22 protein-coding genes and 1 pseudogene are annotated in these 25,956 nt (G+C 71.8%); 11 read left to right on the forward strand and 12 right to left on the reverse strand.

What is annotated here, in order from left to right; genetic code table 11:
- The first annotated feature begins 27 nt into the window (after positions 1–27).
- A complete protein-coding gene (locus F1615_RS28115; RefSeq protein ID WP_149551857.1) occupies positions 28–3,798 on the forward strand; it encodes a CHAT domain-containing protein in 3,771 nt (1,256 codons plus the stop codon).
- Here F1615_RS28115 and F1615_RS35765 read toward each other — a convergent pair.
- From F1615_RS35765 to F1615_RS28125, 3 genes are all read right to left on the reverse strand, one after another.
- Positions 3,795–3,959: a hypothetical protein gene (locus F1615_RS35765; RefSeq protein ID WP_167533881.1), complete on the reverse strand. Its 165-nt coding sequence runs from the start codon at positions 3,957–3,959 to the stop codon at positions 3,795–3,797. The genes F1615_RS28115 and F1615_RS35765 overlap by 4 nt on opposite strands.
- Before the next feature lie 7 nt (positions 3,960–3,966).
- Positions 3,967–5,097: a hypothetical protein gene (locus F1615_RS28120; protein ID WP_149551858.1), complete on the reverse strand. Its 1,131-nt coding sequence runs from the start codon at positions 5,095–5,097 to the stop codon at positions 3,967–3,969.
- A 416-nt stretch (positions 5,098–5,513) separates the two neighbouring features.
- Positions 5,514–5,996: an ATP-binding protein gene (locus F1615_RS28125; RefSeq protein ID WP_149551859.1), complete on the reverse strand. Its 483-nt coding sequence runs from the start codon at positions 5,994–5,996 to the stop codon at positions 5,514–5,516.
- Positions 5,997–6,531: 535 nt separating this feature from the next.
- Here F1615_RS28125 and F1615_RS28130 point away from each other — a divergent pair.
- The 3 genes from F1615_RS28130 (at position 6,532) to F1615_RS28140 (ending at position 10,371) form a co-directional block, all read left to right on the forward strand.
- Positions 6,532–7,386: a hypothetical protein gene (locus F1615_RS28130; RefSeq protein WP_244328880.1), complete on the forward strand. Its 855-nt coding sequence runs from the start codon at positions 6,532–6,534 to the stop codon at positions 7,384–7,386.
- Entirely contained in the window at positions 7,371–8,588 is a 1,218-nt protein-coding gene (locus F1615_RS28135; protein WP_244328881.1) for a hypothetical protein, read from the forward strand. Before F1615_RS28130 ends, F1615_RS28135 begins: the two co-directional genes overlap by 16 nt.
- Before the next feature lie 256 nt (positions 8,589–8,844).
- Complete coding sequence (locus tag F1615_RS28140; protein ID WP_149551861.1) at positions 8,845–10,371, forward strand: hypothetical protein; 1,527 nt, start codon at positions 8,845–8,847, stop codon at positions 10,369–10,371.
- 223 nt (positions 10,372–10,594) lie between these two features.
- Here F1615_RS28140 and F1615_RS28145 read toward each other — a convergent pair whose 3' ends face one another.
- The 4 genes from F1615_RS28145 to F1615_RS28160 all read right to left on the reverse strand — a co-directional run bounded on the left by F1615_RS28145 (position 10,595) and on the right by F1615_RS28160 (position 14,730).
- Positions 10,595–12,145, reverse strand: a complete 1,551-nt coding sequence (locus F1615_RS28145; RefSeq protein WP_149551862.1) for a hypothetical protein — start codon at positions 12,143–12,145, stop codon at positions 10,595–10,597.
- 256 nt (positions 12,146–12,401) lie between these two features.
- Complete coding sequence (locus F1615_RS28150) at positions 12,402–13,199, reverse strand: hypothetical protein (RefSeq protein ID WP_149551863.1); 798 nt, start codon at positions 13,197–13,199, stop codon at positions 12,402–12,404.
- 127 nt (positions 13,200–13,326) lie between these two features.
- Entirely contained in the window at positions 13,327–14,157 is an 831-nt protein-coding gene (locus F1615_RS28155) for an SAM-dependent methyltransferase (protein WP_425385663.1), read from the reverse strand.
- 105 nt (positions 14,158–14,262) lie between these two features.
- Positions 14,263–14,730, reverse strand: a complete 468-nt coding sequence (locus F1615_RS28160; RefSeq protein WP_149551865.1) for a hypothetical protein — start codon at positions 14,728–14,730, stop codon at positions 14,263–14,265.
- 559 nt (positions 14,731–15,289) lie between these two features.
- Between F1615_RS28160 and F1615_RS28165 the strand changes: the two genes are divergently transcribed.
- The 3 genes and pseudogenes from F1615_RS28165 to F1615_RS36520 form a co-directional block, all read left to right on the forward strand.
- Entirely contained in the window at positions 15,290–15,718 is a 429-nt protein-coding gene (locus tag F1615_RS28165; RefSeq protein WP_149551866.1) for a HEAT repeat domain-containing protein, read from the forward strand.
- A 59-nt stretch (positions 15,719–15,777) separates the two neighbouring features.
- On the forward strand, positions 15,778–16,557 hold the full coding sequence (locus tag F1615_RS28170) for a hypothetical protein (protein WP_149551867.1): 780 nt from the start codon (positions 15,778–15,780) through the stop codon (positions 16,555–16,557).
- Between the two features lie 183 nt (positions 16,558–16,740).
- Positions 16,741–16,848, forward strand: a pseudogene (locus F1615_RS36520) (VOC family protein); the annotation flags it as partial.
- Positions 16,849–17,078: 230 nt separating this feature from the next.
- Here the strand turns inward: F1615_RS36520 and F1615_RS28180 are convergent.
- Positions 17,079–17,687 (reverse strand): hypothetical protein, encoded by a 609-nt coding sequence (locus F1615_RS28180; RefSeq protein ID WP_149551868.1) that lies wholly within the window; start codon positions 17,685–17,687, stop codon positions 17,079–17,081.
- 627 nt (positions 17,688–18,314) lie between these two features.
- Here F1615_RS28180 and F1615_RS28185 point away from each other — a divergent pair.
- The 3 genes from F1615_RS28185 (at position 18,315) to F1615_RS28200 (ending at position 21,095) form a co-directional block, all read left to right on the forward strand.
- Entirely contained in the window at positions 18,315–19,037 is a 723-nt protein-coding gene (locus F1615_RS28185) for a hypothetical protein (RefSeq protein ID WP_149551869.1), read from the forward strand.
- 494 nt (positions 19,038–19,531) lie between these two features.
- On the forward strand, positions 19,532–20,278 hold the full coding sequence (locus tag F1615_RS28190) for a hypothetical protein (RefSeq protein WP_244328882.1): 747 nt from the start codon (positions 19,532–19,534) through the stop codon (positions 20,276–20,278).
- Between the two features lie 424 nt (positions 20,279–20,702).
- Positions 20,703–21,095 (forward strand): hypothetical protein, encoded by a 393-nt coding sequence (locus tag F1615_RS28200; RefSeq protein WP_208818429.1) that lies wholly within the window; start codon positions 20,703–20,705, stop codon positions 21,093–21,095.
- 26 nt (positions 21,096–21,121) lie between these two features.
- Here the strand turns inward: F1615_RS28200 and F1615_RS28205 are convergent, their stop codons facing one another.
- The 3 genes from F1615_RS28205 to F1615_RS28215 are packed head-to-tail and all read right to left on the reverse strand — an operon-like array spanning position 21,122 to position 22,014.
- Entirely contained in the window at positions 21,122–21,448 is a 327-nt protein-coding gene (locus tag F1615_RS28205) for a barstar family protein (RefSeq protein WP_149551870.1), read from the reverse strand.
- A gap of 12 nt (positions 21,449–21,460) precedes the next feature.
- Positions 21,461–21,682, reverse strand: a complete 222-nt coding sequence (locus F1615_RS28210; RefSeq protein WP_149551871.1) for a hypothetical protein — start codon at positions 21,680–21,682, stop codon at positions 21,461–21,463.
- Positions 21,679–22,014 (reverse strand): hypothetical protein, encoded by a 336-nt coding sequence (locus F1615_RS28215; RefSeq protein ID WP_244328883.1) that lies wholly within the window; start codon positions 22,012–22,014, stop codon positions 21,679–21,681. The genes F1615_RS28210 and F1615_RS28215 overlap by 4 nt, the downstream gene beginning before the upstream one ends.
- 68 nt (positions 22,015–22,082) lie before the next feature.
- On the opposite strand from F1615_RS28215, the gene F1615_RS28220 reads away from it, so the two are divergent.
- Positions 22,083–22,532 (forward strand): hypothetical protein, encoded by a 450-nt coding sequence (locus F1615_RS28220; RefSeq protein ID WP_244328884.1) that lies wholly within the window; start codon positions 22,083–22,085, stop codon positions 22,530–22,532.
- A gap of 47 nt (positions 22,533–22,579) precedes the next feature.
- Here the strand turns inward: F1615_RS28220 and F1615_RS28225 are convergent, their stop codons facing one another.
- Positions 22,580–25,444, reverse strand: coding sequence for an ABC transporter substrate-binding protein (locus tag F1615_RS28225; protein WP_149551873.1), 2,865 nt, complete (start codon positions 25,442–25,444; stop codon positions 22,580–22,582).
- Positions 25,445–25,956: the final 512 nt, after the last annotated feature.

Raw genomic sequence — 25,956 nt, forward strand, 5'->3', positions numbered from 1 at the left:
TGACGTCTGCGGTGGGGGAGTGACGGGGTGGGGTACGACCGGGACTGGTACCTGCGGGCGCTGCGCACGCGTCTCGACCGGGCTCTGACGGCGGACGGGGCAACGGGCGCGGAGGTGGTGTCGTGCCCGGAAGCGGACGCCGAACTCCGAGGTCTGCTGAGGACCGCCGACACGAGAACCGACATGGAGGCCCGGCACGCGGCCGGCTGGCTCTGCGCCCTGCGTGCGATGGCCGGCCCCGGGGAGCACAGCGCCGTCCACGGGGCCATGGCCGGCACACTGCTCTTCCCGGTGTGGGTCGCCGATCCGGAGTCGGTGCCGTCGGAGTTGGCGGCGGGCTACGCGTCCGCCGATCCGGCCGCACGCCCCGACCCCGCGAACGCGGACGGGCCCTCCGAGTGGTCGGCCTTGGGCACCGCGTTCCTGATCGCGGCGCAGGGCCGTCAGCACACCCCGCCACCGGACGCCTCCGAAGACCTCCTCCGACTTCACGAGATGGCCGCGATGGTGGCCGCCACGGCCCCGTCCCGTGAGGAGCGGCTCACCAGCGCCATCGGATGCGGCAGCCTCGCCGTGCTCGCGACCTGGGAATACGACCTCTGGTTCACGGACCGGCTCGAAGAGCTGGCCCGCGCCGTGGCCTTCGCCGGGACGACCTGGCCGTTCGGGGACCTGGCGGACGGGGACCCGGTCCGGTTCATCCACCGTGCCGTCAAGCGGACCCCGGCCGATTCCCCGGCACGGATCCTCGCCCTGGACGGCCTGGGCCGCCGGCTCCAGGAGCGCTACGGGGAGTCGTTCGACACCGAGGACCTGCACGAGGCGGTCGGCATCGCCCGTGACGTGGTGGCGCAATTGCCGCCCGAACACCCGCACCTGCCGCACGGACTCGGCGCGTTGGGGGACGCTCTGCTGACGTTGCGGCAGGCGGACGGGGCGACGGCGGAGGAGTGCGACGAAGTGGTGGACGTGTGCCGCCGGGGCTTCGCCGTCCATCCGGAGGGGCCCGCGGCGGCGGGCCACGGTCTGGGCTCGGCGCTCGTCCTGAGGGCGCAGCACACCGGCCGGTTGGAAGACCTGGACGAGGCGGTCCGGGTCTTCGACGAGGCGCTCCGGGCGGCGCGCCGTCCGGGGGAGAGGGCAGCCCTGCGCCATGCCCTCGGCAACGCACTGCGCTTCCGCTCCGTCAGGACCGGAGCCCCGGCCGACCTGGATGCGGCGCTCGACCTCGCCGGCCCCGCCACCGCGTCCGGGGGGACGGCGGACGTCCCGCAGCCGTCCTTCCTCGGTCCGGCGCTGGCCCTGTACACCCGCTACTCACGCGATCCGGAGAGGAACGGGGCGGACCTGGACGAGGCACGGCGCCGCATCCGGGACAGCGAGGCGACCCTGCCGCCGGGCCACCCGGAGCGTCCCGTGACACTCAACTACCTCGGCCTGGTGCTGATGGCCTGCCATGAACGCTCGGGAAGAGCAGAGGAACTGAACGCGTCCGTGGAGGCCCATCGGGAGGCGGTGGCACTCACCCCCGAAGGACACGGAGCGCTCGGGCTGCGGCTGCTCAACCTCAGTGCGGCGTTGAGTCTGCGTCACCGCCTGACCGGGGACGGCGAGGACCTTCAGGAGGCCCGGGAGTGCCGTCGCCGGGCCACCACGCTGCCCGGCCTGGGGCAAGCTCATCATGCCGCGCTGCTGAGCTCGATGGGGATCAGCCTGTTCACGGGGCACGAGCGCGCTGCCGACCCGGTCACCCAACTCGGCCAGGCCGTGGAGCTCTTCAGGCAGGCCCTGGCACTGACCCCGGAGGGTGACCCCCAGGTGCCCCGTCGGCGGTTCCGCCTCCCCATCGCCCTGCTGACCCTCCACCGGGTTACGCCGGGGACCGGCGTGGCCCGTGAGGCGCGTGAGCTGGCCGACGCCGTGATCGCGGCACTGCCCGCGAACTCGCCCGACCTGCCGGGAGCCCTGATGGTGGCCGCGGCCGCACGGATGGAGAGCCCGCGCACCCTGCTGTCGTTGGCCGCCCGGCGCGAGGTGGTCGCGCTGCACCGCCGGGCGGTGGAGGCCACTCCGCCCGGCCACCCCAGGCGCGCGTCCCGCCTGGGCGCCCTGGGCGGCGTCCTGTACGAGCTGGCACTGGACCGGCGCCGCCGCCGGGCCGATCTGGCCGAGGCCGCCGACATCTTCCGGGAGGCGGCCCTGGAACAGCAGTGCGGGCCCTCCGAGCGGCTGAACGCGGCACGGGCGTGGGGCGAGATCCGGGCGGAACTGGGTGACTGGGACCGCGCCCTGGACGGCTACGTGGTGGCGGTCGATCTGCTGCACTCCGTGGCACCCCGCCAGCTCGTCCGCGACGACCAGGAGTTCCTGCTGAGCCGCACCGTCGGCCTGGGCGCCGCAGCCGCTGCCTGCGCGGTGCGCTGCGGCCGTCCCGGGCTCGCGGTCGGTCTGCTCGAACAGGCCAGGGGCGTGATCCTCTCCCACGCCTTCGACGCCGACAGCGATCTGACCCGGCTCCGGGAAACCGCCCCCGGCCTCGCCGCCCGTTTCGAGGAGCTCCGGGACGCCCTCGACACGGCGACCGGCGGCGGGGAGTTACCGGAAGAGGGATCGCCCGGCCGGGAATCCCGGGCCGATCTCCGGCAGCGACTGGCCGCCGAGTGGCGGGACCTCACCGACCGGATCCGCGCCGAGCACCCCGAACTGGGCCTGCTGCGTCCGGTACGGGACTGGGACGAACGCGAGCTGCGCGCGACGGCCGCGGCTGGCCCGGTGGTCCTCGTCAACGTCTCCCCGTACGGCAGCGACGCCCTGGTCGTCACCGACCACTCCATCGACGCCGTACCGCTCCCGGGTCTCGACCCGCGGACGACGGCCAAGCGCCGGCGGACCTTCGAGGCCGCGCTGGTCCGCCTCGAGACACCCGGAACCTCCCGCAAACAGTCGCAGCGCGCCCAGCAGGACGTGCGGGAAACCCTCGCCTGGCTGTGGCAGGCGGTCACCGGCCCGGTCCTCGACCGCCTCCCCGGGGCCACCCGCGTGTGGTGGTCACCCGGCGGCCTGCTGGGCACGCTGCCCCTGCACGCGGCAGCGCCCGCCAGCGGCGCCCCCGGCGCCCTGGACCGGGTGGTCTCCTCGTACACGCCGACGCTGCGGGCCCTGCACCACGCCCGCCGGCGCGCCGCCCGCCCGGCGGGCACCGGAACGCTTGTCGTCAGCGTCGCGGAGGCCACCGGGCAGGCCCCGCTCCCGGGCGCGCGCCGCGAAGCCGAGCACCTGGCCCGTCTGCTCCCCGGTGCCGCGCTGCTGGCGGACACCTCCGCCACTCACTCCGCGGTCGTCTCCGCCCTGCACCGCCACGCCTACGCGCATTTCGCCTGCCACGCCCTGGGCGACCTGGAGCGCCCGTCCGGCAGCCGGCTCGTCCTGCACGACCACGCCGAACGCCCGCTGACCGTCCGCGACCTGGCCCGGCTCCGGCTCCCGTCGGTCCGGCTCGCCTACCTCTCCGCCTGCGCCACCCTGCACACCAGCCCCGAGCTCGCCGACGAGGCCGTCCACATCGTCAGCGCCTTCCAGATGGCGGGCTTCCCCCATGTGGTCGGCTCGCTGTGGCACGTCGACGACGCGATCGGGGCCGAGGTCGCGCTCAGCGTGTACGAGGACCTGAACACGGGCGACGGCACACTCGACGTCGCCCGCACGGCCGAGGCCCTGCACCGGGCGGTGCGCACCGTGCGCGACACGTATCCGGAGACCCCGAGCCTGTGGGCCTGCCAGGTGCACGCGGGCCCCTAGAAGGGACCGAGGCCCTGCGGGATACGGGCGAGGAGGCGACGGGCGTGGACGAGGTCCTGACCGAACGTGGCCGGGGCCTGCTTGGCGAGCTGCTCGTAGAGCTCCACCGCCTCCCTGGCGAGGGCGAGTGCCGAGGAAGGGTCCACGGAGTGCTGCCGCACGACGGGGTCATCCCCGGCGGCACCGCTCCCGAAGCTCCGCGAGGACCGCCTCCTCACGGGAGCTGACGTCACCGTCCACAGTGGCCACGCGCTCCGCCGCGTCGAGGACGTCGCCGAGATCGCCCGGCTCGGCGTCCACGCGCTTCCACACCTCGGCCGGGTCGATGTCGACGACGTGCGCGAGCTGCTCGTCGACCACCTCGTGCCGCTCCCGGACCAGCCGCACCAGATGCCGCATCAGCAGCGCCTCGTCGTCCGCGATCCCGGGGTTCGCCCTGATGACGAGCCATGTGACCCACAGCATCAACTGCGGGTGCCGGCTCCTCCCGCTCATTCCCTCGGCGAGTTCGATCACCCGCGCCTCGTTCCGGAAGACGGCCCGCGCGTGCCGGCCGGCGAGGAGAGTGGTGTAGCGGTTCAGCAGGACGGCGAGGGGGACGCCTACCAGGGGAATACCGATCTTGATGACGTTGCGCTGCAGGAGGTGCTTCCCGACGACGGGTAGCGCCTTCCCGGCGGCGAGCACCGACTTCGAGTAGAAGCGCTTGACCAAGGGCCGCACCAGGGCGGGCACCGCTTTGACCACCGTCTTGTTGGCTGCTTCCCCGCTCTTGATGGTGAGGGCCACGCGGATCAGCTTCCACAGGTCCTCGGGGTCGTGCACGTCGAGCGGGACCCGGTAGAGCACGGAGATGTCGTAGGCCAGACGAAGCTGGAGCTGGGTGATGAATGCGATGTCGACCATCACTGTCGCCACGGCCGCGGGGACGGTCGCCGGTGAGGCACCCCCGAGGCTCCCGATGGTGGCGGCGACGGTCGCCGTGTAGGCCCCGGCGGAGAGCCCGCCTTCGAGCGCGGCGTACCGGGCCGCGATCTTGATCCGCTGATCCACGATGGCGTCCGCGGGCACGCCCGCGTACCGGTCCTGGAAGTACTGCCAGTCGACCTTCTCGGTGTACGTGTTCATGGCGTGAGCGGCCAGCTTGGTGAACCAGTTGCCCGACTTGATGTCGTCCGCGCTCAGGCTTTTGACGAAGTCCTTGATCTCGGCCTGCTCCTGCTCGACGACCTTCCGGTCGGCGGCGTCGTCGGCTTCGTCCGTGCCGGTGTCGGCAGCGTGTGTCGGCGCATCTGTCATGGCGCGTTCCCCCAGACTGTTCCGCGGTCGGCCGGCTTGCGGGGCGCAGGCCCCGGCTGCCGTCTCCGCGCGTTGCTTCTCGAGGGCACAACGGCCGCTCGATGTCCTCCCCTTGCGGCGCAACCCTAGCGTCTCGTCGCGCGATCGGCGCCGCGTCGGGATACGGGGGCGCGGGTGCACAGGTGGGCGCCGTAAGCGCGAGGGCAGGCACGCGTGCGCGCTGGGCCACCGCCGTTGGCGGATGGCCTCCCGAGACCTTCGCCCCGAGCGCCGAAGCGCTCGACGCGGACCTCGGGCCCTTGGCCATCGGTGATCTGCACCTGCCCTTCCCGGACGAGGTGGAACACCCGTCGACAGCCGTCCACCACCGCGACCACGCCCGCTGGGGAGACGGACCTTCGACGGGGCGGACGGCTTCATGTCATTGAAGAGCCGGGCACGCTCACGGACGCCCACACCGTCTTGCCGGGCCCGGAGCGGCGGTCGGTGACGCCCCAGGCGTCGGCCAGGGCGGCGACGAGGAGGAGGCCGCGGCCGGACTCGGACTCGTCGTCGGGGCCCGTGGGCGTGGTGGCGACGGGCCGGCGTTCCGCGCGGGTGTCGGAGACCTCCACGCGCAGCCGCCCGCCGTCCGCCTCGGCGGCCAGCCGGACGTGGAAGTCCCGTCCGGGGACGCGTCCGTGCTGGACGGCGTTCGCGCACAGCTCGGCGGTGATCAGGGTCAGCGTCTCGTTGACGTCGCTGTCGTAGGGGTGGCCCCAGGAGTCCAGACACTGCGCGACGAAGAGCCGGGCGAGGCGGGCGCCGCGCGGGGTCGAGGTGAACGCGATGGCGAACTCTGTGGGGGAGACGCCACCGGAGACGACCGGCCGGTGCCGCTGGGGGGAAGGACTGTGCATGCCGCCGGCGTGGCGGCGGCGACCGGCGTGCCACCAGCAGCGACGCCTGTACGGGAGAGGGCTGTACATGGGGCGTGATGTCGGTATGAGGCTGGTACGGGGGGCGTCAACTCTGGGGACAGGCGCAGCCGTTGTCCCTAAGGTGGGTGGTGAGGGACGGTTGGTGCCCGACGGGGGTTCTGTACGGGGCTCCGCGTCGGGTCGCCGAGCGGGAGCACCACCTATCACGTCGTGAGGGGACGGCATGACGGCGACCGCACCAGCGGGCGGGACACTGGAACCCCGGCCGAACACCGCCGGGACCACCGGGGGAAGCACCACTCCGGGAACGGCAGGGCAGAACGGAACGCCGGACGGGACCTCACCCCCCGCCCCGTCACCGGCCCCACCGGCACGCCCCCCGGACGTGCCGCCTCCGCCCTCAGCTTCCCCCGGCGGGGCTGACGACGGTCTCCGGACGGTCCTTCCCGAAGTGCTCGGCGTGCCTGCCGGAGCCTCCCGGCGCAAGAGGAGGCTGTGGTTGTCGGTGGCGGCGGTGAGCGCTGTGCTGGGAGGACTGGGCGGGGCGCTGCTGGCCTACGTCATGATCGGGCCGAGCGTCACCAAGGAGAACGACTCCAACAAGGCGTACGACGCCTCCCAGCCGCCGTTCACGGTGTCGGTACAGCCCGAGCAGAGTGAGCCCCGGGAGTGGGCGATGGTGCTCGACCGGACGCTGACCGACGACGAAGTACGGAAGATGAAGTCCCTGAAGGGAAGTTCGTCAGTCTTCTCCTATCTGAAGTCCCTGGGCGGCCGTCCGCTCGCCTACGCGCCGTTCCTGGAGCACGCTCCGCAGCGGTACCCGGAGGAGCAGACTGCCAGTGGGGGCATGGAGTTCTCGGACACGTTCAAGATGACTGTGATGAGCACACGCCAGTACGCGGTGACCATCAACGACTGGAAGGTCACCGGCCTGACGTGCCGGGAGAGCACTGCGCAGGCCGTCGTCGGCCTTCCGCCGCAGGGTGGGGTCGCCTACGAGGGCATCCGGCTCCATCTTCCGCCCCGCGCCGACGAGCCGGTGCTGACCGACGACACCGAGGGACAGGGCGAGCCGTATTTCGGCAATCGCTTCGTGGAGGTCGGCAACGGCCAGTCGTCGGGCGGGCTCCGGGTGGAGGTCATCGCGCCCCGGGGACAGACCTGCGAGTGGGGCATCCAGGTCCACTACAACGACACCCACCGGCCGGAAGGGCGGTGGGTCCAACTGAAGGACGACAAGGGCGAGCCGCTCCGCATCCGTACGGAGTCCGTCCCGGAGAACCCCCGGCAGAGCTGGGTCTTCGGCTCCATGCCCTGGACGTCGTGTGACGACATGCCCGAGGAGGGACAGTGTTACGGGCTCTGACGGGCAGGGCGGCGGTCCTGGTCGCCGCGCTGACCGTCCTGTGCGTCCAGGGGTGCGGCACCTCGCAGTCCGAGGAGGAGGAAGGGCCGGCGCCGGGTCCCTCGGCGCCCTACTGGGGCAACCGCGGATATCCCCTTCCGGACAGCCCGTTCACCCGCGAGGACGCGGTCGTCACCGCCACGTGCAGCATGGGCGCACGTTACGCCGGGGTCAACGTGCAGGCCTGGGACCCCGAGCGGTGGGAACTGCGCGAGACGCGGAACTTCTTCCTCCCGGTCGACGCCGCGTTCAGCAACTACCCGGACGTCAAGGACGTGCACAGCTCTCTCGTGGACCTCTGCGGAGTGAGCTCGGACAGTCCGTCGCCCTACGCCGTGGACGATCTGGAGTACGTGACTCCCCGGGTCCGCGCCCTGTTCGACCTGGCGTACACGCGCATGGCGGTGGTGCTCCGGGACGCGGACGGCAGGACGACGCACGCCGGCTACGTGGAGAGCGGCGGCAACGCCGACGACTTCGTGAGCCTGAGCGAGGCGAGGGGCGACGACGAGCAGAACGCGGTGATGGCACCCGACGGGCGCAGCGTGTGGTTCACGTACATCACCGCCGACGGTGAGCGCAGGATCGGTTCGCGGTCCACCGAGGGGGGTCACCGGTTGTCGGACGAGGGCCCCGCGATCGGGCACGACCTCCCCCTGACCGTCACCGGGAAGCCCCCGCGCGCCGTCCAGGCCAACATGGTGCACCTCGCTCCCGACGGCCGCCGCCTCACCGCGACCGCGCCGAAGATCTACGGGCACGTCTTCCGCACCCGGGAGTCCTCGGGACCGCTCACCGCGGCATCGGGCCGCTCCGCCACCCTGCTCAGTGGGTGCGTCGGCATCGTCGGCTGGGTCGGAGACGAACGGGTGCTGTGCCGCACACAGTCCGCCAACTTCCGGACCGTGGACGCCCGTAGCGGCCGTCCCGAGGGGAACGCCGTCGCCGTGGTCCGCGAGGACGACGGGAGGGTCGCCGAGGGGATGCTGGTCTCTGCGGACGGCGAGAAGTTCATCGCGTCCGTTCACTCGCCCAACGACCGCTCGGGGCAGCCGTTGGGCCTGGGCGACTTCCGGGTGATGTCGACCTCGGGGGAAGGGGCCGCGGTTCCTGTCTCCGCTGACTCCTTGACCAGCGACACGGTGTTCCTGGAGTGGCGCTGAAGCACGCGGGTGCGGGTGTACAGGCGGGAGCTGTATGGGGGAGCGCGTGGGCGCTCGTCCCCGGTACGGGGGAAGCGGGCCGAAGCGGCGCGAAAGCCACGGTGCGTGCCCGGGCCGTCCACTCGGCTGCCACCGCCGACGTACCACCGTTGGGGCGAACGCCCGAACCGCCGACCGTAACCCGCACCCCCTGTCGGCATGGCCTCCCGCAGGGGCCGCGAGTCCGCGGTCAGCGGGCGGTGTTACTTTCCGCGACATGACCGATCACGCGCTACGGCTGCTGCGGCAGGACCGCCGCCTGGCCGAACTGGCCGCCTTCCCCTTCGACTTCGACCTCGACCGCGCCGCCCACGGCCCGGTCGAGGAGGTCCGCCTCGCTTCGGGCGGACCGCTGGAGGCGGTGGCCGGGGACGACACCGGCGGCACGTACTTCGTGTGCGCGGACGGCTCGGTGCTCTACGCCGACTCGGAGGGCGCCGCGGGGATCATCGGCTCCAGCGTCGACGAGGCCCTGGAGCTCGTGATCGGCCTGCCCGGCTGGCGCGGCTGCACGCGTCTGTCGCCGGACGACGGCGAGGAGAAAATCCTGGCGTGCGTCGCGGAGACCGAGGACGAGATCCGTGAGTGCTACGGAATCGACGAGGAGCGGGCCGAGCTCCGTGCGGCGCTGGGCTTCCCGGAACGCTCCCCGATCGAGCTGGTGGGCAGACTGCGTACCGCGCTGCTGCGCACCGAGCCGGACTTCGTCCTGCTCAATGCGGACGAGGGGTGCGCGTACGACCGGTTGGGCCCGGCCGGTCCACCGCTGTGGGAGACGGTGCTCGCGGCGGGCCGCGCCGATCTCGCCCGCCTGCGGGAGGGCGACCACACAGCATGGCGTGAAGTCGCCGAGGACCCGGTCCGGCGCCGGCTCACCCTGCGGGCCGCGCAGTTCGACCGCGCCGAGGGCGACCTGGAGCTGCTGCGGCACCTGCTGCGGCACGAGACACGGTCCTCGATGACGGACGAACTGCGGCTCGCGGCCGTGCTGGTCGGGCTGCACGGGGACACCGGGGATCTGCCGCTGCTGCTCGAGGTCCGGGAGACGGACTTCGACACGGCGTGCGGCCTGGGCGGCATGCCGGAACCGGGAGCGGGCGCGGACGAGTTGCGCCAGTGGGCGCGGGACCTCGACGAGTGGATGTTCGGGACGGACCCGGCGGACGAGCCGGTCTCCACCTGGACCGACCTGGCGCGGGACCAGGGGATGACGGACCTCGCGCGGGTGACGCTGATCCGCGAACTCGACAGCATCGTCATGGACCAGAGCAGACTCCGCCACCCCGGGGCGCCCCACACCCTGGCCACGGGTCCGCTGAGCGCGCTCGCCCAGGACTTCGAGGAACTCGGCGACCTTCCCCAGGCGCTGCGCGCCCAGCGCCTGTACGCCGCCCTTCAGGAGACGGCTTGGGACCGGGCCTCGGCCCGGCACACCCTGGCCCGCCTGGAGCGGGAGGCGGGCGAGCTGCCGCAGGCGGTGGACAGCCTGGCCGCCGTGCGCGACGCCCTGGCGACTCCGGGCGACGCCTCACTGCGCTACTGGCAGCGGGTCAACCTCGGCCGTTTCATCGCCGAGGAGCACTACCGGCTCACCCTCGCTCTGGCCGACACGGGCCGCCCCGAGGAGGCCCGTGCCCTCCTCACCGCCGCCGACGCCGTACTCGGCGAGCTCTCGGACAACGCCGCCAAGGGCGTCCGCGAGCTCGCCGAGCGGACCGCTGCACGCGTGCGGGAGGCCGGCTGAGGACGGGCACGGCGGGCGGCCGGCCGGCCCGCCGGGAAGCAGTGACTGCCGAAGCAGCCTCCTCGTCCGCTGCCCCGAGCGACGCACCACCGTCAGCATGGCATTCTCCGAGCTCGCCGACGGGGAGAACGACCGAACCACCGACGTGGAGTGGTGGTGAACCCGTGGGCAGGGCGACGGCGCCCCGCCCACGGGCGCGATCGCGGAGAGGGAGGGCGGGAGCTCAATCCAGCAGGGGGCAGGTGAGGGGGAGGACACGTTCGGTCAGCCGGCCGGTGAGGTGGGTGTCGGTGAGGGCGGCGTCGGTGAGCCAGTCCGCTGCGGTCAGCCGGTCGATCAGGTCCCGCAGTTCGTCGGTGCCGACCGGGACCCGGGTGGTGAGGGCGTTCAGGGCGACGCCCCGGCCGCCGGGTCCGAGGCGCCCCACGTCGTCCGTCCACGTGGCCAGCGTCACGGCGAGCAGCCGGGCGCCGGCGGGTGCCTTGGCCTTGCGGAGCTTCTTGTCCGAGACGACTCTCTGGGCCCAGCCGGAGAGCTTGGGCCGTGTCTTCCTGCCGAACGTGAACGGGCCCGTCCCGTCCTCGTCGGGCACCAGGGAGGGGACGGTGACCGGGGTGGGGTTCTCCGGCCGGGAGGCGAGCAGGTCGCCGACTGTGCCGGGGAGGGACAGCCAGCCGCAGCCGGTCAGCTGCTCGACCAGGTCCTCCGGGTCGGTCAGGCCCAGCGCGGTGACGTCCTGGCCGACGAGGTTGCCGGTGCCGGTGTGCGCGGTGCGCAGGGTCAGCATCAGTACCAGCAGCCGTGCTTCCGCTCCGGGCAGCGGCGTGTGGCCGGCCACGTGCGCGAGGACGGTGCGCGCGTACTCCCACTGTGGCGGCACGGTCAGCAGGCGCGCCACGCCCGGTTCTTCGCCCTCCGGGACACAGCCGGTGCGGTGCTGGTGCTGGCGTCGGATGACGGCGGCGGCCTGCTCGGCGCGCTGGGCCTCCAGCCGGAGGGTGACGTCACAACTGACGTCGGACCAGGTGAGGAAGGCGCGGGCCTTGCGTTCCTGGAGATTGGCCAGCATCGCCAGGTCGGGCTCGGGGCGCTTCTGGTAGGCGCGGAAGAGGTCACCGAGCTCGGTGAGTTCGTCCCGCAGGGACACGGGCCGCAGGTCGCGCGGAATGACACGCCGGCCGATCCTCGCCTCCGGCGGGCGGCGGCGCCGCGCGGGTACGGGGCGGGGTGCGGGGACGGGGAAGGGCGCCGGACATCCCGTCCGGGTGGTGACCTGCTGGTCGGAGAACTGCGGCGTGCCCGCCGCTGCGGGGGTCGGGCGGCCGGCGGTCCGGGGTGCGGACGGAGGGGAGGTGGCCGCGGTCCGGGCCCCGGGAGTGGCGGCGGCACACCTCGAACAGCACTCCAGGGCCTGCCACCAGCGTCCTGCCCGGTCGGTGATCACGGCCAGGACGACCGGTCCGCCGCACCGCCAGGGTTGTTCGGTACGCGCATGCCTGCCGGTGTCGGGGAGGTGGGCGCGGCAGCCGTCGGCCCGGCAGGCACAGTAGGTATCGGCTCCGGGGGCGGGGGTGGCGCGCAGGTGCGCGTTCAGGTGGGCGACCGCGGCCGTACGGCCTGCCGCCGCGGAGGGCAGACGCCGCTCGGCACAGGCGGGTCGGCTGCATGAGACGCGCACCTCCGCGCTGCCTCGGCCGACGGGGTCCAGACGCACGGTCCACCGGCGCCCCGGCACCCGTTCGTCCAGCTCGCTCCCTGCGGCGGCCTGTGTCATCCCGTTCTTCCTCCGTCTCCCGTGACCTGCATGTCCGCGCCGCTCCCTGTTGTGCCGAGAGGTGTTCGGGCGGCGGGGTTCACGGTATGCGGCACAGAGGTGAAGGGGGGTGAAATCGCACAGGGTGAGGGCTTTCGGGTGACAACGCCGTCCGTTTCGGTGAACCCGGCTTGACGGCCGTCACGACGACGGAGACGGGCCTGAACCCGCCTTTCCGCGAGCGTACTCGGGCGGCTGGGGGGAACTGAGCTGTCGGTCAGCTGCCCTGGTAGATCGTGGTGCACAGCAGCGTGGCGCCGTCGTCCACCAGGGCGGCCCAGTAGCGTGTCTGGTCGCCTGCCACCCGGCGGCAGTTGTTCGCGTCGGCGCCCGCCGGGGCGCGGTAGACCCCTGTGATGTGCATGATCTGGTTGTACGGGACGGGTACCGGCTCGCGTCGGCAGGCCACGGCCGTCATCAGGGCGAGGGAGATCGAGTCGCCGGACTGCCGGCCGAGAATGCAGTAGTTGGCGTGGTAGACGCGGGTGAGGCAGAGCTTAGTGGTATCGCCGGTGGTGGCGGACCGGTGGCTCCAGTACGACTTCCCATAGCCGGTGGGGCAGGCCGTGTTGAGGGCGGTCACCTGGACCTGTGCCTGCTCGCCGGCGCAGGACACGGGGTCCGGCGGAGCACCGACGCTCCAGTCGACGCTGGTGGTGCCCCCGCGGCCCGTGTCGTAGACGGCCAGGCAGTCGCCGACCGAGATGGCTTCGAACGCCTCTCCGGTGGGATCCGGAGTGGGTGTCGACGGCTCGGGGCCGGGCTCGTCAGTGCTCCCCTCACCGGTGTCAGTCCTCCCCTCACCGGTGCCGGAGTCATCGGGGATGCGGACGGCCGGCGAAGACGTGTACGGGGCTGGGCTGGAACTGGAGGGGGGCGAGTCGGCCACCAAGTCCTTCAGCTCGCCCACGTTGTTCAAGCCCAGCCAGCCCAGGATCGACAGCACGGATGCGATTCCGCCGATCAGTGCCCACACCTTGGCAGTGGAGTGGTCACCGGATGCGCCTGCCACCATGCCCTCCCCCGCCGAGACTCAGGCGATATTAGCCGCTTTGGCGCTGTCGAGAGTCCAACTTCCTTGCCCCGCCCCTGTTGACCCCCGCCCGGTCCAGCACCCCATGGGTCGTCGCCCGCCGGGGCCACTACGCCTTGCGGGCCAGCCCGGCGACGATGAGGTGCTGCCAGACGCTGAGCTCCGGCTGCGCGCCGTCGGCGCTCCAACGGTTGGCGGTCGTGTCGGGACGCCACAGGGGCGCGGGAACGATCCCGGGGTCGAGGATCTCCAGACCCTCCAGCAGGGAGGCGATCTCCTCGCCGGTGCGCCACCGGCCGCGGCCGAAGGTCCGCTGGAGGACCCGCTCGGCCTCCGCGGTCTCCGGGTTGTCGCCGGAACGGAAGTGGCTGACGAAGAAGAGGCTCCCGGACGGCACGTGGTCACGCCAGTGGCGGACGATCCCGGCCGGGTCCTCCTCGTCGTTGACGTGGTGGAGGATGGCGCTGAGGACGACGGCGACGGGGCGGTCGAAGTCGATCAGTTCCAGGGTGTCCGGGTGGGTGCGGACGCCTTCGGGGTCGCGTACGTCGGCCCGGACGACCCGGGTCCGGTCGTTCTGCTCCAGCAGTGCGCAGCCGTGGACCAGCACCTGGGGGTCGTTGTCGACGTACACGATCCGGGACTCCGGGGCGTGCCCCTGCGCGACCTGGTGGACGTTGTCGGCGGTCGGCAGGCCACTGCCCAGGTCGATGAACTGCCGTATGCCGGTGGTCGTCACGATCTGCGCGATCGCCCGTGTCAGGGCCGCGCGGTTGGCAAAGGCGATGGCCACCGAGCCGGGGAGGTCGCGGAGGAACACGTCGCCGACCTCCCGGTCCACTGCGTAGTTGTCCTTGCCGCCGAGCAGGTAGTCGTAGACGCGGGCGATGCTCGGCCTGGTGGAGTCGATGGAGGGGCCTTCAACCGTCATGCCGGCCATCCTCCCCCGCGAGGTCACCTGCCCACCGGCGTTCCGGGATTCCGGGCGGACGGATTCCAACGCCGCGTCGGCCCCGGCCCGCGACCGCGCGGGTGACGTTGGTTCTCAGTCGTCCAGTTCGGCGCAGAGGGCGGTCACCTTCTCGTGGGCCGCCTCCGCTTCGGCGCCCTCCACCTCGTAGGTCTGCAGGAGCCTGTGGACTTCCTGGAAGGCCTCGCCCAGACCCTTGTAGCGGTCGTCCAGTTCGGCCGCGGTGCGGGCCAGGTAGGCGGCGCCGATGGCGCGGTTGAAGTGGGTCGAGGCGTCCTTGTTGCCGCTGGACAGCGCGCTGAACGCCGGAACCCGCTGCCACGCCTGGCAGGCGCCCGCCGCATCGGCCGCCGCGTTGTCGAGGCCGGTCCCGGACGCCGCGCTGTCCGGCCCGGACCACAGGAGCCAGCCGATGCCCATGCCCGCACCGACGGCGACGACGGCAGCCGCCACCGGCGCGACCCAGCGGGAGGGAGCGCGACGGCCCGGGACGGGGACCGGCGGGGTGGAGGGAGGGCGCGGAGGGGGTACGGACGCGGTCATCGCAATGGCTTCCTTCGGTCTACGGGTGGGCGATCCCGGCAGCAAGTGAACCACTTCCGTCACCGGTCAAGTCGGTCGGGTGCAGCCCGGGTTGGCGAGGCGTCAGGCCTGCTCAGGGGTCCGGCTCGTGTTCCGTACCGAGGGTGCGGAAGCGTCCGAGTACGCCGCCTCGCCGGCTTGCGAGCAGGGCCACGTCATCGGGACCACCGGCAACCGGTGCTGCGGTCTCGTGAACCGGCGGGTGCGGCGGCTCCTTGGCGTGGGTGCGCGTATAGGCGGGGACAACTCACCTGTACGGCAAGCGGCCGGTGTCTGGTGTCCGGTGTCCGGAGTCCGGAGTCCACGAGCGGTGCGGCATCCTGCGAGCGTGGGGCCTTGCGCCCTCTGAGTCACAGGATCGGCGGGGCTCGTCGCCGCCGTAGGCGGAGCCGCTGCTCCCGCACGGACTGACGTGCGTGCGTTCATCTACCCCCGTGGCGCGGGTGAGCGCATGCCCATCGCCTGATCACATCGAACCGCAGGACGGAACCGGCATCCTGGTGTGCCAGGATCTCCTCCTGTGACGGATGACGACCCTCTCGCCGGCCTGGACGATGTGCCCTGTGCCCCCGAGTCCGTTGCGACGTCGGTCCCGCAGTTGAAGGCGCTCGTCGCCGATGAGGTCTCGCCCGGCGCCGCGGCGACGGGAGTGGTCGCCCTCGGCCTGCTCGGCGATGCGGCGACCGTCCCCTTCATCGAGCCCTACCTGGAGAGCCCGATCGCCGAGTTGCGCTGGGCTTCCGCCTTCGCGTTGACGCGGTTCGGCATCGCCGGCCCGGCCGTCGTCGACGTACTGACGCAGGTGGTCGCTCGGCCGCCCGAGAGGACCGGGACGATGGCGTTCCTGAGCGGCTGCTACGGCGGCCTCGCGGCGATGGCCCTGGCCGAGACGTCCGCGGCCACGACTCTCCGGACGGACGCTCAACCCTCAGGCCCGGCCCGGGCCTGAAGCGCCCGTGGTGCAGTGTGGGCCTCTGAATAATCCGACAGCAGGGAGCGTTTCTTCCGATGACCGCACAGCCCGCACGCCCTGAGCGCAGCGGTCCCGAAACCGCCTCGGTCATGGATGTCCCGCCGTTCAAGCTTCCTCTCGTCAAAGCAGTGTTCAGGGACGTGACCCCGATGCACGTCTCCCGGCCGGCCGCGCGGGCCGCCGCGTCGGTGACGCGGACAGTGCTGACGGAGATCATCGACGGCGCGAGGAGAGCGGCGGCAGAGGAGTCCCGGAGGAAGCTGGTTCCCGGGGACCTTCTTTCGGCGATCGACCGGAACGTCGAGCTCGAGGTGGGGACCAAGTGGTACGACCACAGCCCGACGTTCCAAGGCCTGACCGGTGTCCTGTACGACGCCGAGGGTGTCATCGTGCCTTCTCCCAAGCGCAGCAGGTCGCGTCGACCGAGTGCCGTGATCGGCGCCCACAGGTTCGAGGCCGGGGTCAGGAAGCTGCTGCGGAGCCGGGGGGTGACGGCCGTCCCGGTGATGGTCCGCGACCTGGACGGAATCGCGAGCGTGTTCCTGACGGACCTCGCCCGGGACGCGGCCATGGTCGTCCGCGAGGGCGGGGTCAAACGTTTCGGTTCGGTCGCCCTGGTGATGCCGGGCGAACCGGCCCCACCCCCGTCCCTCAAGGATCCCCTCCTGGCCCTGTCCACCCGCAGGGGGGACGGGCGGACCATCGGCAGGGATGACGTCCTGGCCGCCACCACGATCCAGTTGTTCGGCGGCAACCTCAGGCAGCGAGCCCTCACCGAAGCACGCGAGGCGGCACAGGACACTTCGGCCGGCTGAGCCGGTGCGATGAGCATCGCCTGCACCCTCGTCTGCTACCGCGGGTTTGAGTTCAGGAGGAGCTGTGCTGCCACTCAGGTGTTGGCGGCGCCCTAGTGGAGGGCGCCCCCCCATGGGGAGCAGGGACCCGATGCGTCGCTCCTGTGGCGTCTTCCCTGCCGGCGTTGTCGCGTCTGAGCAGCCAAGCAGCCCGACGTGATCAACCACAACGACGGTGGCCGCGGCGTGTACTTCATGGACCCGGCGGGCCACGCCATGGAGCTCATCACCGTGCCGGGCGGCGGCTGGGCCTCGTCACCCCATGCACCGAGGGCGGTACTCCCCGCGCGAGGAGTGCGGCCCTCGGTCGTTGCTCGTACCTCATGAGATCGGAGCCGGCGCCCTGGCATGCCAGTCCCTTCGCACCTATCGAAGCGCGAGATGAGGGACTGTGCGAAGCGCCGGCACCGAAGCCCTGTGGGCTGTCACAGAACAACTTCAGGCTTGGATCCCGGTCGGGTGGGACGAGAGGTGACGCCGCCTCAGATGGTCGGGGTGTCGTCGACGACCGGCTTGTGAATCTCAACGACCGGCTTCCACCCCGCGGAGAACTCGATGAAGTCCGCACGGGTGGGGTAGGTGTCGATCGCGCGACGGTCACGCTTGGGGCTGTCGCTCGCCTTGCGCCCCCGGGGAATCTGCTCCTCGAAGATGTCGACCTTCACGTCGGGAACCTCCTTGAGGCCCTGGCGCCAAATCTGCACGACGTCGGCGCCGAACGCCTGCCGGACCGCGGCGTAAAGGGCCGTGAGGGACCCCTTGTCCCCACCGGGGACGAAGAGTGCCAGGTCCAGCACGACACCGGCGGACTGGAGGACCTCGATGGTCACCGGACCGCTCTCGTCGGCCACGTAGATCCCGGCTTCGTTCTCGTCGTCGGGAAGGCAGGAGACCTCTTCCTGGAATACGGTCCTCGCCGTGATCGAGCCGCCCTCGAAATGCTCACCGGGCTTGGTCAGAAAAGCAGGGACATAGCAGTCGGGAAGTTTGAGTTCTTTCGTGTCGGCGGAAACGAAGAGCCTGTCCTTCACGCCGAGCTTCGTCACCTCTTCCAGCGAGAGGCGGCGCGCGGCGATCTTCTCCGTGTTCACGATTTCCCTTTCAGGTTGCACTGTCCCTCCGGGCGAGGACGCTACCACGAAACCTTGAGGTCAACTGCCCAGTAATCGTTGGATATATGGCCTCCAGTGACCCGCACGGGAGGATATTGAAGCGAGCGCCACTCGGTCGGGAACACGCACCCGCCAGGCAGTATCCCTCGTCATGGTGTTGGTGATCAACTGGCCATGGATTTGGGTGCGTTGGGTAGCAACGGAGGAACTAGAAGAGAGTTTGCGGTAGATATCACCCATATCGCCTTCGAGGGGTGGGGTGAGGCGCTCCATTTGTCGTGCATCTCGAAGAGTGCAGCGGAAACCAGCCGGATGGTCCGACGGCACCTCCGCCTGCCCGGCGCCCGCCCCGCAGCATCGCCTCGGCCTCCGACGGGCAGCCCGGGACCGAACCCGGCCCCTTGCCCCCGTCGGCGTGAACTCCGGCTCACCCAATCTCGCCGTGGCCGCCGGGTCTTCAGCAGGCGCGAAGACGGGCTTCTCCGTGAGCCCGCGTGGGTGCTGGATCTTCCGTCGTTCCGGCGCGTGCCCCTATGCTCGGGCGGCAGGCTCCATACACCGGAGGCAGGCAGTCTGTACCACCCGGGGGAAGTCGTGGACGTGCCGATGCTGATCCTGCTGGGTGCGGCGGGAGGTGCACTACGCGGGCTCCTCGATGTCTACAACCGGTTCCTGGACTGGCAGTCGGACCGTCGTGCCCATCGGCAGTCACTCACCGGGCAGGGGAGTGAATCGCCCAGGTTCCTGGACTACTTCGACCCGGTCGCCGACCCCGTCGCGGCCGTCGTGCACAGCGCGATGGGTGCCGGGGCAGCAGTGCTCTTCGGTACCACCGGACAGGTCAGCGGAGCGTATGCGGCCATGGTCGTCGGCCTCTCGGCCCCGGTGATCCTGACTCAGCTCGGCCGTGTCCAGTCGATCGGCGATGCGGTCAACGGCGTCCCGCAGGCAGGGACGGCCGCGGAAGAGGGCACCTCCGCAGGTCTTCCGGAAGCCGCGCCCCCCACCGAACGGCCGGCACCGGCCGGCGCTGGGCCTCAGCCCCCCGTCACGCAGCCGGCCCCGGCAACGGCCACCCCGACGCAGTCGGCACCGACCGTGCCCGCTGCCTCCGTGGACGTCGAAGCACGCCGCCGACCGGATCTCCCGGGACCGGACTACGCGAGCCCGGATTTCGCCACCGGCCTCCGGACGGGCGTCGAAGCCCGCGATCCGCAACCGAACGGCCGGCTGGCGGATCCCCCGGGCGGGCCGGGCGGTGCGACCACCGAGGGGGCGCTGCGCCATCGGCACGGACCGGTCACCGGCGAGGAAGGGACGACACGATGATGCGCCCCTCCATGAGCCGACGTTTCGCGGCTGCGGTCCTGGGTGCCGACCGCCGGGGCAACCGGCCCTCCGCCGTGGCGCATCAGCGCCGGCTCCCCCTGGGGCGCCGTCTGCTGACCTCGCTCCTGGGAGTCCAGGCGCGCCCGTCGGCGTCCCCCGTATCCTCGCGTACCGAGCCGATGGGGAATGCGAAAGCGCCGCATACCCACGGCACAAGCTACTTCTCCTCCCTTCCGGACACACCGGGTCCCCCGCCACCGACCCGGCCCCGGAGGCCACGCTCCCGGTACACGGGCGGCAGTGTTCCGCGACGCGCGTCGAGCGACGACCGCCAGGAGTACGACTCGCGCCGGGCCGGGCCGGCGCCGCAGCACCTACTGAGCAAGGACCGCCAGGAATACGAGAGGATCCTCGATGAGGCGCTGCGCTCAGCCCCGCACCTCCCGGGACTCGCCCACCTCGGCCCGCGGCTCAACACCGAACAACTGCGCACCATGGCGCTCAACGCCACCGCGATCATCACTGCGGCCGCGGCGACCGAGTACCAGCATTATGTGTCGGTCCGCGAGGGACTGAGCGGCCTGCCGCCGTCCGCGACCTCGTCCGTTCACGCAGGGGGATCGGAGGACCCCAGCGCCGGCGTGGTGGGTCTCGCCGCCACCGTGGGAGAGTTCCACGAGCCCGGCGGCGCGGGTGCCGCCGACATCGTCGCGGTGCTCGCCCCCGTGCTGGCAGGCGTTGTCGCGGTGTTCTCCCTGCTCGTGGGTTTCCTTCTGAAGGTCTTTGTCCCCACGTCGGTGTTCGCCCACGTTTTCCTCACCGTTGGATGGATCTCCGGCGTGGTCACGGGAGCCGCGGTCGTCGTCGCCGGCGTCGTGCTGCTGGTCACCGCCCTGCGTCACAGGCCCCGGATCGAGACCGGACGAGACGACGAACTGAGGGAGGAGGTGGCCCTGGCCAGGGAGGCCTGGCGCGAGGCGCTGCTGGAGCGGGGGATCGTGCCCTTCCTGCGAGACGCCCTCTCCGATCCGGGCACGCCGGCCGCGATGCGCGGTACGGCACCGTCCGAACCGTCCAGCCGTGTTCCGCTCCTCGGCTATCACCGGCCATCGTTCACCAGCCCGGAAGAGGGACCCTCCCACCGCACACGGCCGAGGTTCACCAGCCCGGACTACGCGGGGCCGGCGGACGGCGGGCCCTCGACGACTCCCGAGAACCCCGATGGGACCTCTTCGTCCTGATGAACCGTAAGTGAGCCGCACTCGGGCCGGGGCCGGGATGTCCCCTTCCGGGGGCCTGTGATGAGGGGTCCTGCCTCGTCGGCACACCCGGTGAGCGGGCCCGTCCAGCCGGAGGCGCAGCGGCGATTGACCGGCTGTCAGACCGTGCCTGACGCCGACGCCCGCAGGCCCCGTTCGGACTCCGGCAGCGGCGTCTTGCGCAGCACCGCCTCCAGGAACAGGCGCGAGCGGCGGCAGTTCGGCGAGTCGTCCCGCACCAGGCGGGTCCGCCTCGGTCGAGCAGCTCGATGCGGTCGAGGCCGGTGAAGAACACCGCCTCCTGGTCGCGCACGAAGCCCGACGCCCCGACCGCCTCGACCCGGGCCCCGTCGTGCTCGGTCCGCGTCGCGTTGCGCACCAGCCACACCTCGTCCCGTACGAGGATATGGGCGTCGGTATCGGCACGAGTAGCGGCTCGGCGGACACCGGCGAAGCGACGGCCACCGTCACCGAGACCGCGGAGGCGGAGCCCGCGCCCACGGTCACCGAGACCGAGACGGTGACGGCGAAGCCGAAGAAGACCGAGAAGCCCGGCCCGGCGACCCGTTTCTTCGGCGAGGGCGAGTACCTGGTCGGCGAGGACATCAAGCCCGGCACGTACAAAACGGCCGGGGCGGGGGGCGAGTTCGGCTGCCACTGGGAACGGGCCAAGGACGCCAGCGGCGAGTTCGACTCCATCATCGCCAACAACAACCTTGACGGGCAGGGGCGGGTGACGCTCAACAACGGGGAGTACCTCAAGACGAACCGGTGCCAGGAGTGGAAGAGGGTCGGCTGAGAACACCGCAGGGCGGGTGGTCGTGCCTACCGGTAGTGGATGCGGCGGGGCACGGCGAGGTACTGGCCGGACGCACGCAGGTAGTCGTCGAAGAGTCCGCGCAGCGTGCGTGCCTCCGCTGGAAGGGCGGCCGAGAAGGCGGCCCAGCCGGTGAAGGTCAGCTCGTGCGGCAGGTCGACGAGGCCGGTGACCGCGTCCCACAACGCGTCCCAGTTCCGGCCGTAGAAGTCGGGGAACCGCAGATCCCGTTGGAGGAGCCGGTGGAGCTCCTCGGCGTTCCGCACCTCGGTCAGATCGATGACCAGTGCGTGCGGGACATCCGTGAGCTCCGCCCCGCTTGTTTCGTCTGTCATGTGGCTGTGGTCTCAGTCCGCCCGCACCGCGCTGTAGCGGACCGGCCAGTCCTCCACCTTCACCAGCAGGCCCTCGCTCGCGAGGTCCCGGAGGATCTGGCGGGTGTGCTTGTCCTGTGGGTCGTGGCCTGCGTCGCGCAGCGCGCGCAGGGCGCGTTCGGTGTCCCAGTGGCCGCCGTACGTGCGCACGGCCTTCTCGAGATCGGCACGCTGGCTGCCGGTCGGCTCGGTCAACGCTCCGCCCCCTGCGCATGGTCACCGATCGCGGCGGCGTGCGCCTTCTTCGTGTGGTTGGTGATGCTCGCCGGCGCGCCGACGTAGTCGCACGCGGGGCACGTGAGCCACACACCCTCGGACACGGCACGCGCGCTGACCGAGTGGCCCGGGCCGTATCCGTGTCCGTGGAGCAACTGGGCGACGGAGGAGCCGTACTCGACCGCGAGCAGAGCCGCCTCCGCCACCTTGTCGTGACCGGGGGCGAAGAACGATCCGGTGCCGACCTTCTTCGCACAGCCGCACCAGCAGGTGCCGGTCGGGGTGAGGCTGGGAAGGGACTTCTGTGTCATGCCGTCACGGTAGATCAACGCACGTGGGCGCACGCGGGCTTTGCCCTGTTCGTGCCCGCACTCGTAGCATGCCGACCGTGGCCGACATCTACGAACTCCAGCTCACGCTCCACCTTCCGGGCTCGCTCCCGCCCGAGGACCTCGCCCTGCTGCGATGGCACTTGGGGATGGAGGGCGGACAGCAGGGCGACGGATACGAGTACCCCCTGTGGGAGGCTCGGGGCGCGGCGTTGCGGATCGGGGGCGCGCTGGTCGGGGAGTTGCACCCCGGTGGTGCGGGATGGGCGCTGACCGTGCGGCAGGAGACGCATCCCGACGAGTTCGACGATCTGCGCAGGATCGTGCGGTGGCTCGGCGCCCGGACGACGACCGTGGGCACGGTGGGCCACCTCCGCTTCTACGAAGCGCATCTCCCCGACCTGCTGATCGCGGAGGGCGGGGCCGTGTGCAGAGAGATCCTGCGTGTCGAGGAGGTCGTCGGGGCGGCGGATCACGTGATTCCCGACTTCTACGCCTGAACGGCGGCCGGCGCCGTGCCCCCCGGGTGCAGCGCCCGGCGGCCCGCTCACTTGATCGAGCACTCCTTCACGTCCAGCGGCTTCGTGTCGCCCGCCGGTCTGCTGCACAGGACCTCCGCCTTCGAGACGCCCTCCGGGGTTCTCCGGACCCGTGCGAGGACGATGCTGTGGCCGTGCCGTTCGCCGTACAGGGGCGCGTCGGTGAAGTCGATCGTTCCGGTGGCCATCCCGTCGAGCTTGACGCCCCTCAGGTTGATCCAGGTCGCGGCGCGGCTCTGGCGTACGTCTCCGAGGCTGGCCGCCCAGTACAGCGCACGCGTGGCGTCGTGGGCGAGGGCCGTCTGACCGCTGGCGAAGTCGGCGGCGTCGTACGTGGCCTCCCCGTCCTCGAGCCAGGGGAGGTGTTCGACGGCGTCCTGGTAGAAGGCGGTCCCGGACGCCGCTTCCCGCAGCTCGGCCAGGGCGGCGTGGTACAGCGTGATCCGCGGGGCCACGCCGTCCCGGCCGCCCGTGCCCGAGAACTTGGCCTTGCTCAGGTCGTCACCCGTGAGGATCGAGATCTCCCGGTTCGCGCAGCCCGGTTCGACGCCCAGCTGGGTCATCAGCGGCCCGATGTCCTCGACCCGTCCCGCGAAGTAGATCACCGACGGGACGTTCTCCCCGCGGCAGATGCTCTCCGCGTGCAGCCGCAGCTCGGGCTTGCCGTTCGCCACCCGGTAGCTTTGCGCGGGCAGCATCCGGAAGCCCTCCCGCTTCAGCATCTCGCCGCCGTAGAGGGCCTGTTCGCTGGTGTAACGGTCCTGCGACTCCTCCGTGTCACGGGCCAGCACCAGGGCGTGCGGGGCCCTGTCCCGGCCGCGCAGCTGCCGGGCGACGAGACCGAGGGCCTCCGCCTGGTGCTCGTCGGGAGCCGCGAGGCTGAACCAGTTGGAGAACTCCTTCGGCAGGTAGGTCGCCGAGTTGGTGCCGGAGACGACGGGGAGTCCCGCCGAGTGGAGCCGGCGCGTCACGTCGGGGCTGCTCTGCAGGTCACGGCCGAAGCCGACGACGCCGACGACGGTCGGGTCGCGGTCGGCGTACTCGGCGATCGCGTCGGCCGTGACGCTCTGGTGGCCCATGTCCGCGCCGCCGTTGGCGAGCAGTACCCGCAGTTTCACCCGGTAGTTCTCGTTGACGACGCGCTGGGCGAGGTAGACGCCGGCCAGCTCCTCGGCGCCCTTGACCAGGGACGGGTCCACCGGCGACGAGCTCAGCGGTCCCGCGTACACCACCGTGACGTAGGCGCCGGGGTGGTCGCGCAGCACCTCGGCGTTCTCCGCGTGCACCAGATCTTCCAGCTGGCGCAGCCTCCCGCCCTCCTCGTCGGCTCCGCCGGAGAGGTGAGCGCCGAACCGCACGTCCCCGGCGGCTATGCCGACGCACTCCGTACCGCCCCCGGGCGCGGGACGCCGCTCGGTGTCGCGGTCGGCGGTCAGCAGGCCCGCCGAGCAGTACGTCCGGTGCAGTTCGCGGGCGTGGACGACGCCGACGGTGGCGGCGAGGGCGAGGACCACGATCAGGCTGTGCGCCGACCACACGACACGGGCCACGGACGGCCGGTGCCCGGCCCGCACGCACCGCCAGTCCGTCTGGCGCAGCTGCACCAGCTCGTCACGGGGCAGCGGGATCCTGAGCACCCAGGGCAGGGCGTTGGTCCTGCTCGGCGACTGATCGGCCCGGAGGTTGCCGGCCCATTCGTCGTACCAGTGCCGCAGTCTCTGCTGCAGGCGCAAGGGCTGGGACCTGAGCGGGGGCTGCGGCTGCGGTCGGTTGACCGGCGCGCTTCCGTCCGTGCCCCGGTCGAGCAGCGCGGCGTCATCCGCCGCCACGCCCGCCACGATCAGCAGCGGGTCGAGTTCGCTGCGCCGGCTGCGGACGTCACTGACCGCCCTGATCAGCTCGATGCCGCCGTTCTCCCGGCCCACCCGGCGCAGGAACAGCACCGGCGGCCGGGTCCGCTTCAGCCCTCGCAGGTCCCAGCTGCCGCGCCGGTGGCTGTCCCGCAGATCCTCGAAGAGCGCCAGCACGTACAACTGGAGGGGGAACGGACCGCCCTCGCGCATGGCCTCGGCCACGTCGTAGGCGCGGGCCGCTATGGCCCGCCAGGAGCGCACGGGCCGCAGGAGCCGCACGCTCGTCGACTGGCGGCGGGCGGCGGACTGGAGGAACGTCGTGGTCAGGAACCACCGGCTCTCCCTGCGCAGCCACAGGAAGAGGGGCGCGCGTCCGGGAACGTGGTTCAGGGCGGCGAGCAGGATCATCAGTCCGATGCCCGCCAGGACGGCGACGTACCACTCGGGACGGGTGAGCAGCGCGGTGAACGCTCCCAGGACACCCATGGGGAGGAACTGCTGCACGTCGTTGAGCAGCACCTGCCGGTTGCGGCGCGAGGGTCTGCGGGGGCGCCAGCGCTGCCGGGCCAGGATGCGCAGAAGGTGCGTCTGGGCCTGCTCCCGCTGGGCGTTCCCGTCCGGAGTACCCGCCGGGGCGGTCGGCCAGTGCTCGCGCATCTCCGGATCGTCGGTGGCTTCCTGGAGGGCACGTACGAGGCCCAGGCGGGGGAAGGAGTAGGGCCGGTAGGCGGCGGAACGGTCGCCCCACTTCCGGCTGTCGCCGAGGTCGCGCAGGAGCCGCACGGCCTGGGCCGTGGGGTCGAGGTTTCCCGGCTGCGGCTCGGTCGGCGCGACGGCTAGGCGCGTACCGTGGCGCTGCTGCCCCTCGCGCAGTTCGTCGACGAGTTCGGTGACGCGGCCGTCGTCGTCGGCATCCTCGGCGTGCAGCACGATCACCGGCATGGGAGCGTCGCCGGCCCGGAAGTCCTGGATCAGTGACTCCAGTTGTCGTTGGACGTCGATACCCGCCTCGGTCGACATGCCCGGGTGACCGCCCCGGCAGTCCTGAGGGAAATTCTGGTCGCGGCCGTGCATGGACACCCCCCGTGGTCGTAAGACACATGTGTCACAAGCGCCTTGCGAGGATATCGCCCACCCCTGACAACTGCTCCCGGCGAAAGGGCGGTTCGTCGCGGTGGTGATGCCGCCGGAGCGGAAGGTCACTCGATCGGGTGATGCCGCACGGCGAGGGCACGTGCGGGGGCGCTGGTGTCGCAGGACGGGCACGGGCCGGTGCGGTGGTGTCGTACGACGGACAGCCCGCGTGCTGTCGGTGCCGACCGCCGACTGCCGACCGCCGACCGCCGACTGCCGACTGCCGACCACCGACCACCGACCACCGGAGCCGGATGACCGCGGCTCCCGGCTTCCCCGGCCCCGTCCCGGCCGCCCATCGCCCCGGCCGCGTCCCGGTCGCCCATTGGGCCGCCCGGGTCACCCCGGCCACCCGGTCGCGACGGTGGCCGTGCGCCCCGTGGTCCCCGGCCGCACGA

This window comes from Streptomyces marokkonensis (genome assembly GCF_008312835.1).
Taxonomy (GTDB): Bacteria; Actinomycetota; Actinomycetes; order Streptomycetales; family Streptomycetaceae; genus Streptomyces; species Streptomyces marokkonensis_A.

Bases quoted from the DNA above. Each gene is read 5' to 3' on its own strand.
- F1615_RS28140 (WP_149551861.1), top strand. From the start codon at position 8,845: ATGACCGATCACGCGCTACGGCTGCTGCGGCAGGACCGCCGCCTGGCC.
- F1615_RS28215 (WP_244328883.1), bottom strand. From the start codon at position 22,014: ATGACACAGAAGTCCCTTCCCAGCCTCACCCCGACCGGCACCTGCTGG.
- F1615_RS28185 (WP_149551869.1), top strand. From the start codon at position 18,315: ATGCTGATCCTGCTGGGTGCGGCGGGAGGTGCACTACGCGGGCTCCTC.
- F1615_RS28125 (WP_149551859.1), bottom strand. From the start codon at position 5,996: ATGCACAGTCCTTCCCCCCAGCGGCACCGGCCGGTCGTCTCCGGTGGC.
- F1615_RS28205 (WP_149551870.1), bottom strand. From the start codon at position 21,448: ATGACAGACGAAACAAGCGGGGCGGAGCTCACGGATGTCCCGCACGCA.
- F1615_RS28200 (WP_208818429.1), top strand. From the start codon at position 20,703: ATGGGCGTCGGTATCGGCACGAGTAGCGGCTCGGCGGACACCGGCGAA.
- F1615_RS28120 (WP_149551858.1), bottom strand. From the start codon at position 5,097: ATGACAGATGCGCCGACACACGCTGCCGACACCGGCACGGACGAAGCC.
- F1615_RS28190 (WP_244328882.1), top strand. From the start codon at position 19,532: ATGGCGCTCAACGCCACCGCGATCATCACTGCGGCCGCGGCGACCGAG.
- F1615_RS28170 (WP_149551867.1), top strand. From the start codon at position 15,778: ATGACCGCACAGCCCGCACGCCCTGAGCGCAGCGGTCCCGAAACCGCC.
- F1615_RS28155 (WP_425385663.1), bottom strand. From the start codon at position 14,157: ATGGCCGGCATGACGGTTGAAGGCCCCTCCATCGACTCCACCAGGCCG.
- F1615_RS28220 (WP_244328884.1), top strand. From the start codon at position 22,083: ATGCCGACCGTGGCCGACATCTACGAACTCCAGCTCACGCTCCACCTT.
- F1615_RS28145 (WP_149551862.1), bottom strand. From the start codon at position 12,145: ATGACACAGGCCGCCGCAGGGAGCGAGCTGGACGAACGGGTGCCGGGG.
- F1615_RS28150 (WP_149551863.1), bottom strand. From the start codon at position 13,199: ATGGTGGCAGGCGCATCCGGTGACCACTCCACTGCCAAGGTGTGGGCA.
- F1615_RS28225 (WP_149551873.1), bottom strand. From the start codon at position 25,444: ATGTCGACCGAGGCGGGTATCGACGTCCAACGACAACTGGAGTCACTG.
- F1615_RS28160 (WP_149551865.1), bottom strand. From the start codon at position 14,730: ATGACCGCGTCCGTACCCCCTCCGCGCCCTCCCTCCACCCCGCCGGTC.